The sequence below is a fragment of the Providencia sp. PROV267 genome (assembly GCF_028477825.1).
Taxonomy (GTDB): domain Bacteria; phylum Pseudomonadota; class Gammaproteobacteria; order Enterobacterales; family Enterobacteriaceae; genus Providencia; species Providencia stuartii.
In genome coordinates this window covers 81,780-100,590 of the sequence record NZ_JAMPLX010000014.1, presented here as the reverse complement: position 1 = coordinate 100,590, position 18,811 = coordinate 81,780, and the positions used below count along the sequence as shown (strand labels likewise).

Below are 18,811 nucleotides of genomic sequence, written 5' to 3'. Positions count from 1 at the left end.
TGAACCGGTCAGCACCATGCCACCTGTGTTGGTGGTATCACTTTTTAAAATAATTTTACGACCGTTAACTGTGCTACGCATCAATGGGCTTTTCCTTATCAAGTTGATTAAGGGTTTTAGCAATTTGTGCATCAACATCGATAGGAGGCTCATAACTACCAAAATAAAATTTCAACGGCTCACTTCCAAAATCATGATCTGTGATTGCGTCTCGCCCTTTTTGCATATAAGCGTTAATAAAGCTAATAAATGCATTATTTTCATACTCTTCACTGAGAAACAAACTACTGTGAACCGATGCATTCGGTTGAAATAGAATCGTTTCTAATCGATTTTTGTCTGAATTAAATGTAAATAACTTGATAAATAAATTATTACTTGGAGCTGCATATCCAGCATCTTCATAACGGGCTACATAGACTTTTTTATTTTCCCATGTGTATAAAAGATTACGCTTTCTATCCAATACCAATATTGGGTAAGGCCCAATAAAGACGGATTTCCCTGTAATATAGAGGGCATAACCAAAAGCGAATGCGAATAATATCGTCAGATATATTGAATACTCAGTTCCTGCATAAAAATTTCCCGAGTAATAAGATATTAAGTAATCAAATAAATTGGGGGTTTTATCAAAAAAAGGACGGTATAACTCTACTGCCTCAGGTGGATTTACTGAATTTTCATAAATATCTTTATATCCATAAATAACTGATATAAATGACTTATAATTTGAATAATGGTTTTCAAAAAAAGAATTAATCATGAATATGAAAACAGCAAGTACAACCAAAAATAACGGTATTGAGACTACCTTTCTATAATTAAAATTGGTCGATTTTATTTGGCATTGTTCCAAGTTTATTTTTAACACATAAGGACTGTCTTCTAACGAACCTTTAGCATTATAGTCTTCTGGATAAGACGTGATTTTTTGCGTTTTTAGTTTACTCGGGAACATCGTTCCCATAAAAAATTTGAACATTATGGAGCCTCTCTAGCAATATCACCATCCTAATTTTAATAAGGCGAACAGGCTTTAATATACGTACTAATAAGACGAGAAAATGTTCATCCTACCGCGACAAGCACACATCCACCAGAACAGCCACAAGCCACTTTGTGACCTTCAAGTGCGACGGGAATTCCGTTGATTTTCATTAAACCGTCACCCTCGACGATAGCACCTGTTGTTTTACACGAAGGACAATAAACAGAGTCGCCCACACAGGCGACTCCTTGGGTTTGCTTGGCGAGAGAAGAAGCTGTCAGCACCGTACCACCAGTATTCGTCGTATCATTTTTTAAGATAATTTTTCTGCCGTTCACAAGACTACGCATTGCGTTTTTTCTCCTGATCAAGCTTTGCTAAAATCTGTTCGACCTGTTGCTCAAAATCAGTAGGAAGTGGGTTTTTACCAAAAAACAAAAAGGGTTTACGAGCTTGGTAATCGACAGACGAAACGGCATCTCGCCCCTCTTGCATATAAGCATTGAGAAACGTGATAAAACGATGGTTTTCACTGTCGGTACTGGTCAGGAAACTGGAGTAATGGGAAACATTTGGCTTGTAAAGTATGGTTTTCAATTGCCCTGTTTTTTCATCAATGCCATACAGTTTAATCGCCAACATTTTACCTGCATAGCCGAATTGTGCATCTTCATAGCGTGTTAAACGTACTTTCCCCATCCCATAGCTATACAGTATTCCTCGTTGCCTATCCGCAATGAGATACACCGGAGGTGTGAAGAAAGAGAGATAGCCCAATAGCCACAAAAAGCCGGGGAAAAAAATTAGCCAGCCGATAACTAAATATTTACCATATTGACTATCAGTAAAAAATTTTCCGGAGTTATAAGCTTTGATATATTCCCACCAGCTTATTCTTTCTTTATTGAAAAATGGTTTATATGATTCAACCATCATAAATGTTTCAAGATCTAAATTACCCTGATTGCCATATTTTTCTTCTATATGTTTAGCCATTTGTTCAATAGACATTTTTTTGCCGATATGATTATCAACAAACCCGAACAACGTATAACAAGCCATTACTAAGAGCACGATAAAAAAAGGTATCGTGTTGGTGAGCTGGCTATTTCGCTGTGGGGAGTTAATCACACAACGCTGTTCATTGACTGCGTCTAAAAACACCAGCTTTTGAGGCTCCAACGGGTCATCGTAGTGATGACTTTGTGCAATTAATGGTGTGGTTTCTAATTGTTCGGGGTGCTTTGTTGCCGTATATAAACTCGTCATTCGGTGCCTTCCTCATCAATACAGCCATAAAGTTTATCATCAGGATCACCGTTTCGGTAACGCAATGGCGCAATCTCACCTTTAAGACGATCCACCAAGTAGTACCAATAAATGGATGGAATAGATTGCCCCAGAGGATCAATGACCACATGTAAATGATACATGGGGAACTTACACAAAATTATCTACAGGCTCATTTAATCTGCTGCAACAAGCACACTGCCCCCTGAACACCCACAAGCCACTTTGTGGCCTTCTAAGGCGACAGGGATACCATTAATTTTCATTAAGCTATCGCCTTCAACGATAGCGCCTGTTTTTTTACATGAAGGACAATAAACCGAGTCGCCACACAGGCGATTCCTTGGGCTTGCTTGGCGAAAGAAGACCCCGTAAGCACCGTGCCACCGGTGTTGGTGGTATCATTTTTTAAAATGATTTTGCGACCGTTAACTGTGCTACGCATGATGAGGCTTTTCCTTGTCAAGTTGATTAAGGGTTTTCGCGATTTGTGCATCAACATCAACAGGGGGCTCATAGCGACCAAAATAAAACTTCAATGGCTCACTTTCAAAATCATGATCAGTGATTACATCTCTTCCTTTTTGCATATAGGCGTTAATAAAGCTAACAAACGCATTATTTTCATACTCTTCACTGAGAAACAAACTACTGTGAACCGATGCATTCGGTTGAAACAAAATCGTGTCTAATCGATTTTTGTCGGTATTAAATGTAAATAACTTGATAAATAAATTATTACTTGGGGCTGCATATCCGGCATCTTCATAGCGGGCTACATAGACTTTTTTATTTTCCCATGTATATAAAAGATTACGTTTTCTATCCAATACCAGTATCGGGTAAGGTCCAATAAAGACGGATTTTCCTGTAATATAGAGAGCATAACCAAAAGCGAATGCGAATAATATGGTTAAATATATTGAGTACTTTGTCCCTGCATAAAAATTTCCCGAGTAATAAGAGATTAAGTAATCAAATAAATTGGGGGTTTTATCAAAAAAAGGACGGTATCTCTCTATTCCTTGAGGTGTATTAGTAGAATTTTCATATTTTTCTTTATATGTGTTAGTCAAAAAAATAAAGTGACGATATCTTGAGCTATGCCCATCAAAAAAAGAGTAAGCACTAAATATAAAAACAGCGAGAACAACCAAAAATAACGGTATTGAACTGACCTTTCGATGATTAAAGTTGGTTGATTTTATTTGGCATTGTTCCGAGTTTATTTTTAACACATAAGGACTGTCTTCTAACGAACCTTTAGCATTATAGTCTTCTGGATAAGACGTGATTTTTTGCGTTTTTAGTTTACTCGGAAACATGGTTCCCATAAAAAATTTGAACATTACGGCGCATCTCCATCAATAAAACCAAATGTTATGTTTTTTCCATCTATACCACCACTCCAATTTCTATAGCGTAATGGGGATATTTTGTTTTCGTTTAAATCAACAATATAGTACCAATATAATTTTGGAATATAGGATGGCTGATCATATCCCATTTTACTCATAGCTAATGCGGTATTATCGATACCACTATCAACCTTAAAACTCAGAACTAACATTTCTTTTATATCACCAACTGATGCTATTGCTTTTTTTAATTTTTCATCAAAATTTTTAGTAAACTGATTTTCAGCTGGATAATATTTATTCTCCCCATGAACAATAATGTCGTTTGGCTTATATGATTGATGGTAATTTGGAGTAGATCCCAACATTTCCCTGACCATCGTATACTCAATGTCCCTGATACCCAAGGCAAAATTCGGTAAGGTGAAAATATATTGTACATAGGTTAAACGTGGCGTTTCTATAACTTGCAAACTTGCTGGGAAGAATAAGTTTAAAAATTCCTGTTGCTCGATAAGAAGACTTTTTTCAGATATTTCACTTTTATTTATTGATTCTATTTGGTTTTCTATTACAACATCCTTCACTTCATCTCGGTCTACTCCCCAAAACTTATATTTATTCCCACTCCCCCAAAAGCAATTCTTCAATAACGTTTCCAAATGATCCCAGCTATACAATTTATTCATCGTATAGCCTGCCAAATATAAGCCCAAACCAACCATCAACTTTAACCACCCCTTTGGTCCTTTTAAAGCTTCAAGCGCATTGATTGCAATCACACTACCAATACCGCCCACCGCTTGGCCAATTGCTGCTTTCGTATTACCGATACTGTAAGTCAATGATGCCTCATACATCGGCACAGCAAAACCAAGAATGGAAGCCCCTGTTCCGATGCCTTTTAATAAGCCATCATTTAACCTTTTCTCTGCGCTGATGGATAATTTAAAGTTTTTCGTCATTTTCTTTAAAAATGGCGTTTTTATGCGTCCCAATGCATCGTTCACCAACTTAATACTTTCCACCACACCCGTGATAGACGCTAAAATAACGGAATATAATTGCAACTTATACCAATTCAATACACCTTGTTTTAACGGGTCATTTTTTTCATATTCACTGATTTGCATCAATGTTTGAATTTCTAATGCGCTAACAATAATTTGATACCCCGCAGAGGCCGCATTCGCGAGTGAGTTGATATCTTTAGCCTGCACCATCCCTTTAGCAGCCCCTTTTCGGATGATTTTGGGTAAATACACTAAAGAACCTGTTGATTTAGCAAGACGATTTTCCCAATCAAAGAATCGGCGATACGTTGTATTCACTGTATTTTCAATTATTTTTCCTTTACGGCGTAAACGCTGAATAAGTTCATGAGACTCCTGACCACTAAAAATATTCAACTCGGTTAAACTAATATCAGCATCAAAAAAGTTAAGTAAGCGCGGCAATAATTTTTCTGCAAGAAATTCAGCGCTTTCTTGCGATAACTTTTGCACACCCGAACCCATTTTTTGCAAAATTTGATGGACTTGAGTAAACGCATACCCTAAATGATTTCGACAAACCAGTGAGAAGTGCTCAATTGATACCCCCAATTTACCCAATAGCTCTTCTGATTGTTGTTGTAAAAAATCTTGCACTTCATCTTCATCTAAAAACGCAAAAACGCCCTCTGATACAATATTCCACAGACTTTCTTTATCACTAAGCTCCACGGTCAATAAAATATCTAACGCACGCGTTCCTACGGTAGACTCATGCAATGGTGCCATGATTTGACCATATAATGAGCAATACTGAGTGACTTCCAAAATAAAATCTTCGCTCAGAAAATCATTTTCTTTTATTCTTTCTTTTATAGGAAAAGCATGTTTAAAATACTGAACTGTACTCCCCACCTTTGTACGTATTGCGGCATTGGAAATAAAATCAGCATGTAATTCAACAAGATTTTTTTGTCTGGCCTCAAGTTCTTCAAAGATAAATTTGAGATCTTTCCATTCCTTGTTCCAACCAGATTGATTAATTGATTTAGCCAATATTTCTAATATCTTTTTGCCATCTTCGGTATCTTTCGACTCTGTAGCTTGCTTTTCGATCTGCTCAATATACCGACCTATTGTATAAGGATGTAAGTATTGAGTTTGATACATGGCTAATAGCGCTGTAATCAAAGAATAGGCTGTTAAAATATCTTGATGATAACCAATAGGATCATGCAAAATAATTAAGCTGGAGCACTCTTCATAGTCCAAAGTTTCGGTTAATTGCCCAAGCAGCAAATCGGTATTTTGTTTGAGATTGGGAATTTCACTCAATTGTGCTGAGTTAGCCCCCAAAAAATTCAAGCTATCGAAATAATGCTTATATTGCTCAGCTTCACTCTTATAGTCCTCAACTAAGTTTTCAATATGTTCATAAGTGGCTTTCACACAATGAGGGTTATTGTTGTAATCAACAATACTCATTTGCTGCATGAATTGGCGACGGTAAAGCGCATCCTGTTTGATTTTTTTCAATACATAATGAGACAGTGGCACCTCACTAAATAACGCACTAATTTGCATTACATCTTTTTGTATCGGTAAATAAGGGTATCGCTTCTCTAAGGCAATTAACTGTGCTGTTTGCTGTCCATCTTTCCCTTTATTAAGGAGGTGTGGGATAAATGTTTCGTATACTTCTTGCACATCCTCAGTTTCACTTGAGCTGTAAGATGAAATATGTTGAAAGATAAGTAATTCACCTTGTTTATCAGGCCTTGTCTTAAATTCTCCTTCCTCAAAAATATACACCCACCCATCGCGTAATATTCGTGCCGAAAAGCCATGAGTTTCTTGACTCGAATTTGCATTGAGTAATACATCAATATTCGGTGGCAGAGTTGCCTGTGTGGATTTTTCACCATATAAATTTGAATAGGCATAACGAATAGGGTATACCGCCCTCACATTACAGTCACAAGGTGAAACAACCGCATCCGCTTGCAAATTCCGAGGAGCGAGTTGATTTACCAACTCGACCATTTGACGTTCAATTTCTTCTAAGGTTAGTTGTGGCGAACGAGTGTTGTCGGTCATGCGGTCTCTCCTTGAGCGTGTAGACAATAGATATAGCAATGATGATTAAATAACACTTGGTTGTGCTGATAAGGTAAGGCATGTTCACATGCCTTCTGCCAGAGCAAATCATCGTGGCGACTGAGATAGCGAGCGATAAGGTTGTATATTAACGCTTGCATCTGCGTTGTATCTGTCAAAAAGGCTCGATTCGCAGCATGAAGACAGAAGTCATCTAACGCTTTTTTAGCTGCCTTATCATCGGTAATTGAGGCATCTTGGTGCCGGATAGCCTGTTGGGCTTTCGCAATCGTGCTCATCAAGGTTAATTGTGCATAATGACGATACAATTTTTCATTAATAAACAGTGGCTCACGGGGGCGATTATCATATAAATAATCAGAATGAAAGGTGATTTTCACGCCATCTGGGTATTTTGTGCTATAACCATAAAATGCGGTCACACCACTCACTACATTGAACAATTGTCCCCGTGTTAATGATTCGATAAACGGGATAAAATGGCTCACGTCATAGAAACGGAAAAAATTCCAACTGTTGAGTGTTCGATTATACAAATAGGTCATCTTGCGCATTTGCCGATGCACGTCAGCGAAAGACTTGAAGCTATTAAAAAATAGCCCGACGGTCGCTTTGTTCGGTAAATTCAGACATTGCGCTAGAAAGTGCCGCCCTGCTACCGTCCGCTGAATATGCACCAAATACGGCGCTTGCTCTGCCAAGCTGTCCTGAGTTTCCCCTTGGTACAACGACTGCCACGGTAATTGACTGCCGTGCAACATCGGCACCAAATATTGCCCCGTTTGACGGTGATACTCTCCGCTATCGATGACCATGTAGAGGTCGACATCATCCAACAACGCAGGCTGACCAACTTGATAGTGAATATCACCCTTTTCAGACGGTAATGGGTTTGTCAGATTACGTTCATCCACAAGCACTGCGAGTCTACTCTCTGCGTGTTGCCGCCTAATTTGTCGCAACAATAACAGTTCAAGTTGTTGGCTATTTTCAACATACGTAATCAGTGGTGTGAGTGTGTCGTACTGCGCAAAACTATACTCGGCTTGATTTTCCGCAAAGTAGTGCCGCATATTCCCAATGACTTGCTCTTCACTGTGCCCCGCCAGCGTCATGATGCCAGTGAACGTTTCGTTATTACGGGTGTAGCGACATTCTGCTACCCAGTAGCCTTGATAGATATCACTGTAAGACGAGGGCATTATGCGATTCCTTTTTTCATGGCTTTAGCTCGACAATCTTCTGCCAGTGGCAACCCTTCATTCACAACGGCTTCTAAAGATGCCACCGATTCTGGCGCCCCTCCCGTCACCGACACATTTCCCTTCAATGTAATATTGCCCGTAATGGTCACCCCTTGCGCATCCAGTTGAATCGAGCCTGCTTGGCCTTTAATAATCACCGTTTCACTGGCTTGCAGTGTGTGTACCTTGGTGTGCGTATGGATACCGCCTGCAGCAGTTAACTTGTAATCATTTTGTATATCGCACTGTTTGTTTTCACCTACTTCTTGGAAGTGACTGGCGTGTATTACCTCTTTCCAACTGTTATCAATACGTGTGATACGATCTTTTCCAATTTGCTCGAATTGGTTAACGCCTACCTTCACCGTTTGTTCATTAACGATATGAATAAATTCGTCATGACACACTTCATGTTTGCGGTCATTGGCGACTGTGTGGGAGTCATCATGACCCACATATTGGGTTTTATTGCGATTAATGTGAATATTGTTATCGCGCTGCGCATGTAGATAAATTTCTTCGCGACCGTTACTATCCTCAAAGCGTAACTCATTAAATCCTTCGCCTTTATGGGTTTTTGAACGAAACGTAGTACGGGTTTTATACTTAGGCAAATCTAATGGTGGGTTATTCCGCCCATTATAAGTACACCCTGTGATAATTGGCCTATCAATGTCACCGTCTAAATAGGAGACAATCACTTCTTGCCCGATCCTCGGAATTGACATAAAGCCAAAACCATCCCCGTTCCAGCCATGGGCGACTCTGACCCAACAAGAGGCACTGTGATCGGGCTTACCACGCCTATCCCAATGAAAATAGACCGTGACCGCCCCTTGGGAGTTGGTGTAAATCTCTTCACCCGGAGGACCCACGACCGTCGCTAACTCATCACCATCGGCGGTGGGTTTGTAGCGGTACGGTGGACGCCATTCTTGGGTACTTGGAATAAAGGTGATGGTATTACTCAATTGCGTACCTTCACCGCCACTGTTGTCAGCGAGGGGCTGTACCCCGTGATGGTGTGCCGTAATCACTTGCCAGCTGTCATTCATACGGCTACTGGGATGATTAGATAAGCTGAATATTCGTCCAGGTGCTAATTCAATACAATTGGTATTAGCAGTGCCTGTTTGGCGGTTATTTTGCGATTGTTCGTAGCGGATTTGATTAAACGACTGACCTTCAGCATCTTCTTGGAAGCGCCCATAACTTTCAAATACTTCGTGTTGTTGATGTACTTCACCCGTTACCTGATGGCTCAATGGGTAAGAAGGACGTAACTGATTGTAATCTTTATCAATACGAATATCACTACATAAGCGTTCTGCATAACGCCATGCGGTGACCGTGCTGTCGGTAATATCGGTTTCTGATTGGGGATTATAAGTTAAATGGATCCCCGCTTTCATACCCAAGTGGCGATCGCTATAGAATAATTGTGGGCCTTCCTCGAACCAGTAGTTAATCCCTTCTTCGGCAGCGAGGCGACACCAAAACTCATACAGGGTTTCACGTTTTTGCGTGATATAAGAGCGCTGCAAATGCTCTTCAGGGTGATAAAATAATTTATCGTGTTTAACATGGGATTCATTCAGCAAGGTTTCTAGTATGTTGGGAACGGTAGTGTCTTGGAAAATACGACTATCTTGCTTAAGCGTCATGATCCACATTTCAGGGCGGATGACAAACTGATACCACGTTTTCACGCCATCGGTATTGCCTTGCTCGGCGCTAGCTAAAATCCCTTGTACACAACGGGTAACAATACCTTCACGCATGATGGTGATGGAGGAAGCCATCCCCAATACATCTTGAAAATCAATCTCTGATTGTGAGCTGACGGCTTGAATGTTCAGCGTAAATAACTCGGATAACCCTTCGTGCAAATCAAATTGGGTGACCTGAAAGGTCTCTACAGGAAGATCACCAATTTGGCAGGTAAATACGAGTCCGGAATACAGCTTACGATTAGCAATTGCATCGTAAATATCTATTTTCTTAGATTGAGAGGGCTGAGATCCGCTGGCGTCAGAAGCCGATTTAAGGCGCTGTGGCTCTGGCCTGTTTAATAGAGATTGCCAATGTTGACCCGCTTTTTCAGCATCAGATACATTTTTTCTCGAGATATTTGAAGACATAGACTTAACCTTGCAAAATGGCGCACTCAATTGTTGCGCCATGGTTTTTTATAACAGTGATTTATATCCTTGTAATGGTGAGGGTGATAAATACCATGTCGGTAAATCAGCATCATTGAAATTCACTGACATTTCCAACAACATATTTTCAGATAAACAAAAAGGGAAAAAATGATATAGGTGAGTGACAAACATAAATGCCTCACCTTCATTTTCAAATTTTTGAATGTCTAATGTCACCACAAGGGATAAGCAGCGATATGGTTTTCCTTTTAAAATGTGATCATATAAATTCGTTTTAAGCGCAATACAACCTGATAATAACCGTTCAAGTTTGCGTGTAACTTGTCTATCGTTTTCACGATATAAAATATATTCCGTCAACATCTGCTTGATAGTATCAAGAGACATCAACATAAAAGCATTAGCACTATAGTGTGATAGTAATTGCCAATAATATTTATCATTCACAATCGGTGGATAACAGTTTGATAACTCGGTGATATTTGCTGTTTTTACTCCTTCTGGCACCTTCTCACTATGGCTGTTTAAGACCCCTATGCGGCTTTCTTGATATTGTTCAAAACTCACATAATTACATGAAAAACGTAAACTAGGAGGCACTACCATCGGTGTACCTTTATTATCATAAAAATTTAAATAATATAGTGTCCTTCCTCGAATATCGTTATCAATAGTGAGTGCATAAAACAACGCTTGTTGATATTGGGGCAGCAGACGTGATGCCGCAGTAAAATCCGTCATCGGATAAAAATCACAATATAAGCCACGAACCTTTTCGTGAGGCTCTAATGACAACTGAATATCTGATAAATGCGCCAAATAGTGATTATCAGGTATAGGTAATAAATACGACGATTGATTATATTTAAAATCTATTTTCAGTTCATTTTGCTTTTCTTTATCAATTGCAGGTACACAGTTTAAATAAAAACTCTCTTCACACTGTGCCTGAGTAATCGAAAGCTGCTTATTGAAATAGATATTGATCACAAACGTATCATCATCTTGCCAATTAAGCTGCTTAGTGATCAACGGTACATTAATATCGATAAAATGATGAACATGTGGTAAATAAAACCCTTCCAGTAGCTGTTGAGGGGCTGATAATTGATTATCTGTTTGCTGGAAAATTTGAAATTTTTTACCTATCTTCGGCTCAAAATAAAAATCAAGGCTGTTCCCACGATAGCTTTTTCCATCATGATTCAGCTCTATATAATCAAAATATTGGCTAAACCCGAGCATCAAAGTATCTGCAATAGCTTTTTGTTTACTCAAAAAGAGGTTTAGCGATGCTGTATCATATTCTTTTATTATGCCTCGGTATTTTACTCGTAATGAGATACAACTCCGATTAGGCTGATGAGTAATTTTTCGCTCAACAATAGAATAAGGTTGTAGGGTCACTCCATAACAAAGACTAAAACTGGCACCTTTAGGACCTAGAATCAAATTATTTTCTGAAAGATAATATGGATAATCAATGACCCCATCTTGGTCAACCTGAATAATTGTTGTTGAAGGTAGCCCCTTAATCGCTTGTGAGCCTAAACGTTGTAGTAAAGGTAAGGTAATTTCAGGAAAAGCGTCATCAATTTTTTCTTGTAGGCGTGCCGAAAGAAAAGCAAACCCTTCAAGTAAATAACCCGTATGAGGATCTTGTGGATCTAATACGTGAGCCAAATGCGGCTTCTCTCTCGCATAATCGTCAGCGAGTTTTTGTAAATATTGCTTTTCTTGTAGATACTTTATTTCACTCATCTTTTAGGCTCAACATCCATTAAATTGTATTTTCTTGCCAGCTACAGTAGCCTGAAGTCCCAGCCATAACATGCTGAAATATAATATCTTTATATTTCACAGTTAGTGTTTCCTCTGGTAATTGCTCATTATTATTCGATGAATGAGGATAGTCTGACTCTAAATTAATAATGGACGCTTCTCTCAGAGTAATGGTGTAATACTTTTCTTGAGAGCCTGTTTGTGAAGTCCGATAAAAATTAAATGTCATCTCAAGTGTTTCATTATTGGCAATTGCATTTGCCAACAGTGGAGATGATTTATCTAACAACTTAATTAATGTAACAGGTTGAAAATTAATATTTTGAGTACGACTAAAGCCATTTCCTAATCGTAGGACAAAAATTTCATCTTCATGACCGTTTTGATACTTATTACCGATCGAGTCTAAACTTCCACATCCTTGAGAAATTGCACCTTGTTTGCTGCCTTTTAATGTCAAATAGATCATATTCGCCATGATAATATCCTTTTAATATGAGTTTGGTTTTAAACCGCGTTCTTCTGCCTGTTTTTGCAAATCATAGTAACGTGCTAATAAGCCATTAATTTGTGAATCGATATTACTAATTAATGTTGGTGAGATAGGCTGGTCATTTTCAATTTGTAAAGAGAATTCACGTAGTCTTTCTTCAACAGGTGTACTCTTGTTATGCTGCTTTTGAATATCATAGATAGCAGTTTTCAAATAAGAGAGAGTAAAACTCCCGCGATTGCGCTCTTGCATCACAATTTTGTCTGATAGCTGCTGTAATAATGTCGCTGTTTCTGACCAACTATCGCTAATTGGCGCATTTTCTAACCGAGTTGTTATCAAGTTTTGCCAGTTACGGCTGACATAAGCTTGATCTGCATTGTTAGGCCACCGTTTTTTGGCTACATCCACTAATGAATCAGCGAGCTTTAAGGTAAAAATAGGTGACTGCTTCTCTAATAACCCTAAGTTATCCGCGTAGGTTGTAAGTTCAGGTTTATATAGCCATTGAGCCGCCGCGCCTTCAGGAACAGAAGCCATTGCAATAACTTCTTGCTGGGTCGAGTAATACAACGCATAGCCGATACCAGAAAAGATGACTGCGCTTGATAATACCCCTAAAAAAAACCCTTTTGTCGCACTCATTTTTTCCTGAGTAGGCATAGGTGAAGAAGGCCGTTTTTGAGCCGCTGTTTCAATCACGATTGATTGTGCTGGTGGCTCTTGCTCCGTTTTCGGCTGCTGGATATAAACTAAAGGCGGCAGCTTTACCGTTTGACCTTTATTTTGATTTAATGCATTTTCGCGCTGTTCGAGGTTTTTCGCTGAGTTTTGGAAAAACCACAAAAGGTTTTCTAATTTCGGTACTTTTGTCCACGTTGTTTGGGCAAGCTTATCGATAATGAGCTGTAGCGCACGCTCGGAACGATAGATTAACCGTAGATCACTGGTTTTAAAACTGATTTGCCGCAATGCTGAACCAGCACGGCTATTAAACCAATTCAAAATATCAGCACGATGATGGGGCTGTTCTGGCCACAAATGATCCCATTGTGTCACAACAACACTTGCTAATAGTTCACATCCCTCGGTAAAACCGTTTAAACCATGTAATTGTAAACGCGCGATGGTGTAATAAATTCCACTTTGTAAATCAATACCATGGGTTTTAAATAGCGTTAAACACAATGACTCAATTAAAGTCCAGCTCACTTCAGGGCGGGCTGGATGGTTAAGTTTATTGAACTCGGTTTTTAGCGCGATAAATTCTGGGGTCTCCAAGGGAGACCCTCCTACTTTAATCACCAAGTTTTCTGATTGCGTACTCATTTATTGTTCTATTCCCTCGTATTAATACTGAAAAATCATATTAATAAAGCGTTTCAGGTAAACGGAATCGGGTAAATAATCCTCCGAAGAACGGGTTGTTAGATTCATCAATTTGCACGCGATAAGTCATATCTCCGCCATCAATTGTGAAGCGAACTTCAAAAGAGTTTGGTTTCACATTCATTAACCTGCCGCTATCGATAAGGCGTAATTGCGCCCAAGGTCCGCTAAAGCTGAGCGAACGAGGGGATTTATCACCAGAAAGAGGCACTAATGTCAGCTTACTTTCAATGTTTGAACGCATTGAGTTTGGCCACACCATATGTACGGTGTTACTGCGCCCATGAGAGTAGTCAATAATCTGCCCATCAAGGTTCAAGATACTGCGACGTTTATTACCTGACAGTGACAACGGTTCTACCGCAAATTGTGTTTCAAGATTACCTTGAGCAGTAAAGAAGGTGTCACGAATGCGGTTAGCAATCTCAATTTGCTCCAATACATCAGGGCGAATCAGCGATTGGCCTTCCATATTTTCAATCAAGTTATTTTCAACAAATAAACGTAGATTCTGTTGATAGAAACTATCGATGGTGCCATTTGGTTTGAAGAAACGTTCAAATTCGCTTAATGGCACATCTTGTTTAGATTTCGGATTAAATGGATAACGTCCAGCGATGTACGCGTTGTACTGTTTGACAACGTTTTCATTCCACTCGACTTCCATATAACGAATAGCTTCTTTTTGTACCACATTCCATGCTTGGTCCGAGAGGTCTCCTACCCAACGATTTAATGGTTCTGGTAATGTTTTCGCCATTTGTGATAGCTCAAAAATGACATCACGGTTATTATCATTCAAACGCATAGACACCGCTTTTAGTGCAGCTTTACCTGGTACTGGTGAGTTTTGAATACTTAATAAATAACGATGCAATTCATTTAGCTTCTGATTGAGATTTTGTAGGTTTTCACCATTGTTACTCACTAAAATCTCAGTTTCGGGTGAAAACTCTCTATCCAACCTGCTAAGCAACCTGTATTTCGGCTCTGCCATCAATTTTTGCTGCTCTTGTGAAGACAGCGAACTATCAATGGTAGGTAAAGAAGTGTTATCTCTCAGTACCTGTAATGCACGTCTTAACGGCTGCTCACCACTGATTATCTGTTCTAATGCATTGATTTCATCTTGAATTGTGTCAAATTCACGAATCTCTAAATTACTCATCGCCCCACGCCATTGCGCAGTATAGTCATTCAGATATTGTTCGCTAATTTGACGTTGGATCTCTTTACGGTCACTCTCGCTATACTGTGTATTGCTTGATAAATTTAGCACCCAAGCATCAAGTAATGTCAGATCGACCAATTCATCATTTTGCCTAATAAAGTAGTTAATCAGCCCAGAACGGGTGAGAAACTGAGGGATTTCGAGCTTATCTTCATCGTTCACAGTAAACACTGAGTTAAAACCAGGGCCTATTTGATGACGGAGGTTTAATGGTGATGACAGTGTTTGATTCGCTTTCAGCCTCAGTGTTTGATAAACACGTTGGTATAGCGACAGCGTGCTCAGCTCTTTTTGAGCGTCACTGATTGGTTTGGCAAATGGCCCAAAGACTTTATTGGCAATCGCTGAACCTTGATTACGCTCAGCTTTCCAGTCAGTGTGCTCTAACGCATAATGTAAATGGCCGCGAAGCTGAGCTTGGATATCTCGTTGCCCTGTAAATAGCTGGCTCCAGTAGTTTGCCATATAATCTTCAACCAACCCGTTATTACGCCCACTTTTATCTTCAAGCATGCGCATAACACGTAAGATTTCGAGCTTCTCTTCACTGCCTTTTTCAGCATTATCCAACTCAATAAGTAACCCTGCCATAATGGCGGGTAAAAAGCGTTCCGTTAACAATTGCAAGTAGACATTTTCAACTTGTGGTCCAACTTTTTGCCCCTGATATAACCCCATTTCAGACAGAATGCCATTTTTATCACGATGGTTTCCGTAAGCTAATGTTGCTTCTCTAAGTGGGTTCAAAACAGGAAGTTGTTTACTACCGTCAGTATCTTTAGTTGTCGTTGATTCAATCGCTTTAAATGCTTTAACTTCATTAAGCACATTCTCGCCCGCACGATAGTTTTTGTTGTAGTAATGGCTCCAGCCATTCCAAGCCAATATCAAACCAACAATGCTGACAGTTGAAGCAACTAAAAGTCTGGTACGATGTTTTTTCAGCCAATAATGGTTTTCCGCTGCTAAGTTTGGCTCGCTAAACAGCACATCACTGAATAAGTTGTGCGTAAAATAGGGATGTGTATCTGAAATAGGCCAAGTTGTTAGTGGTGCTGTTGGTAAATGGTATTGAACTGACGCCGTTTGGCTAAAGACGTCGTCAATCTGACCAACTTGAGTCGCAGAGGTGAGATAAACCCCTCTTAAACGGATATTTTTCTGTTCATTGTTAGCAACCAATGCAGAGATTAATTTTGCTACACTGCTTTGTAACCCTTCAATTTGGCGAACAAAACTAAATAAGTCGCTTCTTTGGCTTCCTTCTGAACGATTTAACATCATTTCAGGTAAAGCACTGTTCATTTGGCTAACCCATTGGCTCCAAAAGTGATTGAGCTGTTTTTCCCAATTAACATTTTCTTTTGAGCTAAAAGATACCCCTAATACCTGATTACGCTGTTGAGCATCAAGGGATTGGAACATCGCATCAAAACCACGTAACAAGTCCAGTTTAGTCAACACAATATAGAGTGGTAATTGACTATTGAATGTCATACGGACTTCTTCAATACGCATATGTAGGTCAGCAATGAGCTGGCTATTTTTTTCCTTCGAATTTGTCAGTAATGACAAAGTATCCACGGTTAAAACAATGCCATTCATTGGTTGTCTTGAACGGTTTTTGCTTAACCAGTGTAAAAGTTCATTCCATAAACGATGATATAGCTGGGGCTTATCCCCCTCACTCACTGGCTGGGTCAATAATTTCCCATCTGGCACAAAAAGGACGGCATTATCCGCGAGTAGACATTGAATATGCAGAGGGAGTTTCTGGTCACTAACAACATTTTCTGTTGGTGCAATATCTAAAGTATTAAGGCTATTTTTTAGTAATGTATGCTTACCACTCTCATCGGCCCCCAATACGAAATACCAAGGACGTAAATATACGGATTGAGTATGTCCGTTGAGGTGACGAACAAATTGCGATTTCCAATAATCGAGATAACGATTTTGAAACTCAATATCGTGACGAACAGGATCAACAACCGCTAATTCCACGTCTAATTTAAGGCTTTCAAGGCGTTTTACACGTTTCCATGTCGCGATCCCAATCCAACTCACAATGATGAGAAGAATAATAATCGTCGCTAACCAACGCGCGCTCAGCTCTTTAAGGGGATAACTGCCCTTGTAGTTAAAATCGGGTCCCCACCACCAAATCCAAATAATCAAAATCGCTGGGAGCAGTGCCAAACACAGCAGTAAGAATGATTTAATTTTGGGCTTATCGCCAAAAAACAGCTTCTTAAGAGAACCCGTTATTTTTGGTATGGATAGAAAAGATAATTTCATTGTTGTGAATTCCTATCAAAAGTCATTTCCTGCTTGTCTTGCACCTTCTGTGCTAAACGATTGAGCAAATCGGGTTCCCAGTCCGATAACGAGTAATGTAATGCTGCGGTATGCAGTTGCTGATACAGGTTCTCAGCCATATGCTGCATCCCCGCTTGTTCAAATAACTGGGCAGATAACAATTGGCTATAAAAACGAGCTCTCGGCTCGTTCGTAGAAGCGATAAAATTTTCGACCATTTTTAATGCTTCACTTAAGCCATGCTGTTCATAGCAATGTAAAATTTCTTGTTGTTCAGCTTGTAAACTGTGAGAACTCGTCGAGGCGTCGTGACTCGTTGATTTTTGAGAAGCTGAAAGCCAAGACTGAACCTCTTCAGGCAAGAAAGGTGTCATGTCAGAAAAACTCAGTTTGGCTAAATCAGGTAATCGGTTTAAAAACTGTTGCAACGCCTGAGCAATCGCAACACCCACCAGCGGATAGCCTAACTTTGTTGCAACTTGAGCAGCTAACATATGGCCTTCCAGCCAATAAGGCGATAACGTTAAGCTTTGTTCAATGTTATTCAACAACGCCATTGATGGTTGCGCCATTTGGTTTTTGTAATCAATCACTCGGTCAGGAGAAACAGGAGCTAATGGCGTTTTTCCATCATTATTTGCCATCGGTAACGCATGAATGGAGTGCCAAATAGCATAGCGCCGTAAGCAATAACCTACCGCATCCGAAGGCGTTTGCTCACATAACGCCTCAGCCACTTTAAGCAATGTCTGTTTCCACTGACGCTCATCCGTTTGGTTCACCTCAACTGTAGGTACTTTTGTTGCTGCCACCGGAGTCTGTGCTTGTTGAGTATTTTCTACTGTTCCCTTTTTATCTGTTGTTGGCTCTTCCGTTGCCACAACGATGACAGGTTCACTTTGTTCAATACGGCTGTAACCACGGCTTAATGTATCGACTTCAGCGGATAAATTTGGGCATTTTTCATGCCAAGATTTAGCCAAAAAGGCAAAGGAGCCAAGAATATTGTCGCGCAAGTTAATATCGGCTTGACGGCAAAAACTGTCTTGTACAGTTTCAAATCGTTTAAGGATTTGCCCTGCAAGCCGTTGTTTAAGCTTTATATTTTGCGGATAGCTATTTTCCCAATAATGACGAACAAACTCCGCCAATAATTCAGCGGCTAAAGCTAGCTCATCAGCCTCTCCTGCATGTTGTAAGGTACGCAATAAGTGCACTAATAAACGGAAGTCTTTCGTTTCATTAGCAAACAGTTGTAATGCCTTGCGCTGGATCTCCTCAATATTTAATTGAGCATGGCTAAGTGAGCCAAACTTAATCATTTCGCCGTCAATGTATTCCCAATCAGGGTTATCATCGGCAATCGGTGCTGCTTGCTGGCTTTCTTCAAGGGGAGCTAATAGCTGCTCTTTCCATTTTAATTGTGTATTAATCGTCAT

Annotated in this window: 13 protein-coding genes and 2 pseudogenes; all 15 read right to left on the bottom strand. The window is 39.6% G+C overall.

The annotated features are described in order from the left end of the window. Positions 1–81 (bottom strand): annotated as a pseudogene (locus PR709_RS10845) (PAAR domain-containing protein); the annotation flags it as partial. Further along, positions 74–961, bottom strand: a complete 888-nt coding sequence (locus PR709_RS10840; protein WP_230084745.1) for a hypothetical protein — start codon at positions 959–961, stop codon at positions 74–76. The pseudogene PR709_RS10845 and the gene PR709_RS10840, both read right to left, overlap by 8 nt. Before the next feature lie 110 nt (positions 962–1,071). Next, positions 1,072–1,341, bottom strand: coding sequence for a PAAR domain-containing protein (locus PR709_RS10835; protein ID WP_004916200.1), 270 nt, complete (start codon positions 1,339–1,341; stop codon positions 1,072–1,074). Beyond that, on the bottom strand, positions 1,334–2,260 hold the full coding sequence (locus PR709_RS10830; protein ID WP_004924856.1) for a hypothetical protein: 927 nt from the start codon (positions 2,258–2,260) through the stop codon (positions 1,334–1,336). Before PR709_RS10830 ends, PR709_RS10835 begins: the two co-directional genes overlap by 8 nt. Continuing rightward, positions 2,257–2,424, bottom strand: coding sequence for a hypothetical protein (locus PR709_RS10825; protein WP_004916207.1), 168 nt, complete (start codon positions 2,422–2,424; stop codon positions 2,257–2,259). The genes PR709_RS10830 and PR709_RS10825 overlap by 4 nt, the downstream gene beginning before the upstream one ends. A 33-nt stretch (positions 2,425–2,457) precedes the next feature. Next, positions 2,458–2,726: pseudogene (locus PR709_RS10820) on the bottom strand (PAAR domain-containing protein). Next, positions 2,719–3,630, bottom strand: coding sequence for a hypothetical protein (locus PR709_RS10815; protein ID WP_004924860.1), 912 nt, complete (start codon positions 3,628–3,630; stop codon positions 2,719–2,721). The pseudogene PR709_RS10820 and the gene PR709_RS10815 overlap by 8 nt, the downstream one beginning before the upstream one ends. Continuing rightward, positions 3,630–6,728 carry a toxin VasX gene (locus tag PR709_RS10810; RefSeq protein WP_004926333.1) on the bottom strand — a complete coding sequence of 1,033 codons (3,099 nt, stop codon included), beginning with the start codon at positions 6,726–6,728 and terminating at the stop codon, positions 3,630–3,632. The genes PR709_RS10815 and PR709_RS10810 overlap by 1 nt, the downstream gene beginning before the upstream one ends. Beyond that, positions 6,725–7,951, bottom strand: coding sequence for a DUF4123 domain-containing protein (locus PR709_RS10805; RefSeq protein ID WP_004926331.1), 1,227 nt, complete (start codon positions 7,949–7,951; stop codon positions 6,725–6,727). The genes PR709_RS10810 and PR709_RS10805 overlap by 4 nt, the downstream gene beginning before the upstream one ends. Further along, positions 7,951–10,134 carry a type VI secretion system Vgr family protein gene (locus PR709_RS10800; protein ID WP_230084746.1) on the bottom strand — a complete coding sequence of 728 codons (2,184 nt, stop codon included), beginning with the start codon at positions 10,132–10,134 and terminating at the stop codon, positions 7,951–7,953. The genes PR709_RS10805 and PR709_RS10800 overlap by 1 nt, the downstream gene beginning before the upstream one ends. A gap of 48 nt (positions 10,135–10,182) precedes the next feature. Continuing rightward, positions 10,183–11,919 (bottom strand): type VI secretion system baseplate subunit TssF, encoded by a 1,737-nt coding sequence (locus PR709_RS10795; RefSeq protein ID WP_004926329.1) that lies wholly within the window; start codon positions 11,917–11,919, stop codon positions 10,183–10,185. Positions 11,920–11,938: 19 nt separating this feature from the next. Beyond that, a complete protein-coding gene (locus PR709_RS10790) occupies positions 11,939–12,418 on the bottom strand; it encodes an Hcp family type VI secretion system effector (protein WP_004926326.1) in 480 nt (159 codons plus the stop codon). 12 nt (positions 12,419–12,430) lie between these two features. Next, positions 12,431–13,762: a VasL domain-containing protein gene (locus PR709_RS10785; RefSeq protein WP_004926325.1), complete on the bottom strand. Its 1,332-nt coding sequence runs from the start codon at positions 13,760–13,762 to the stop codon at positions 12,431–12,433. A 40-nt stretch (positions 13,763–13,802) separates the two neighbouring features. Further along, entirely contained in the window at positions 13,803–17,351 is a 3,549-nt protein-coding gene (gene tssM / locus PR709_RS10780) for a type VI secretion system membrane subunit TssM (RefSeq protein WP_004926323.1), read from the bottom strand. Beyond that, positions 17,348–18,811, bottom strand: a complete 1,464-nt coding sequence (gene tssA / locus PR709_RS10775) for a type VI secretion system protein TssA (RefSeq protein WP_004926321.1) — start codon at positions 18,809–18,811, stop codon at positions 17,348–17,350. The genes tssM and tssA overlap by 4 nt, the downstream gene beginning before the upstream one ends.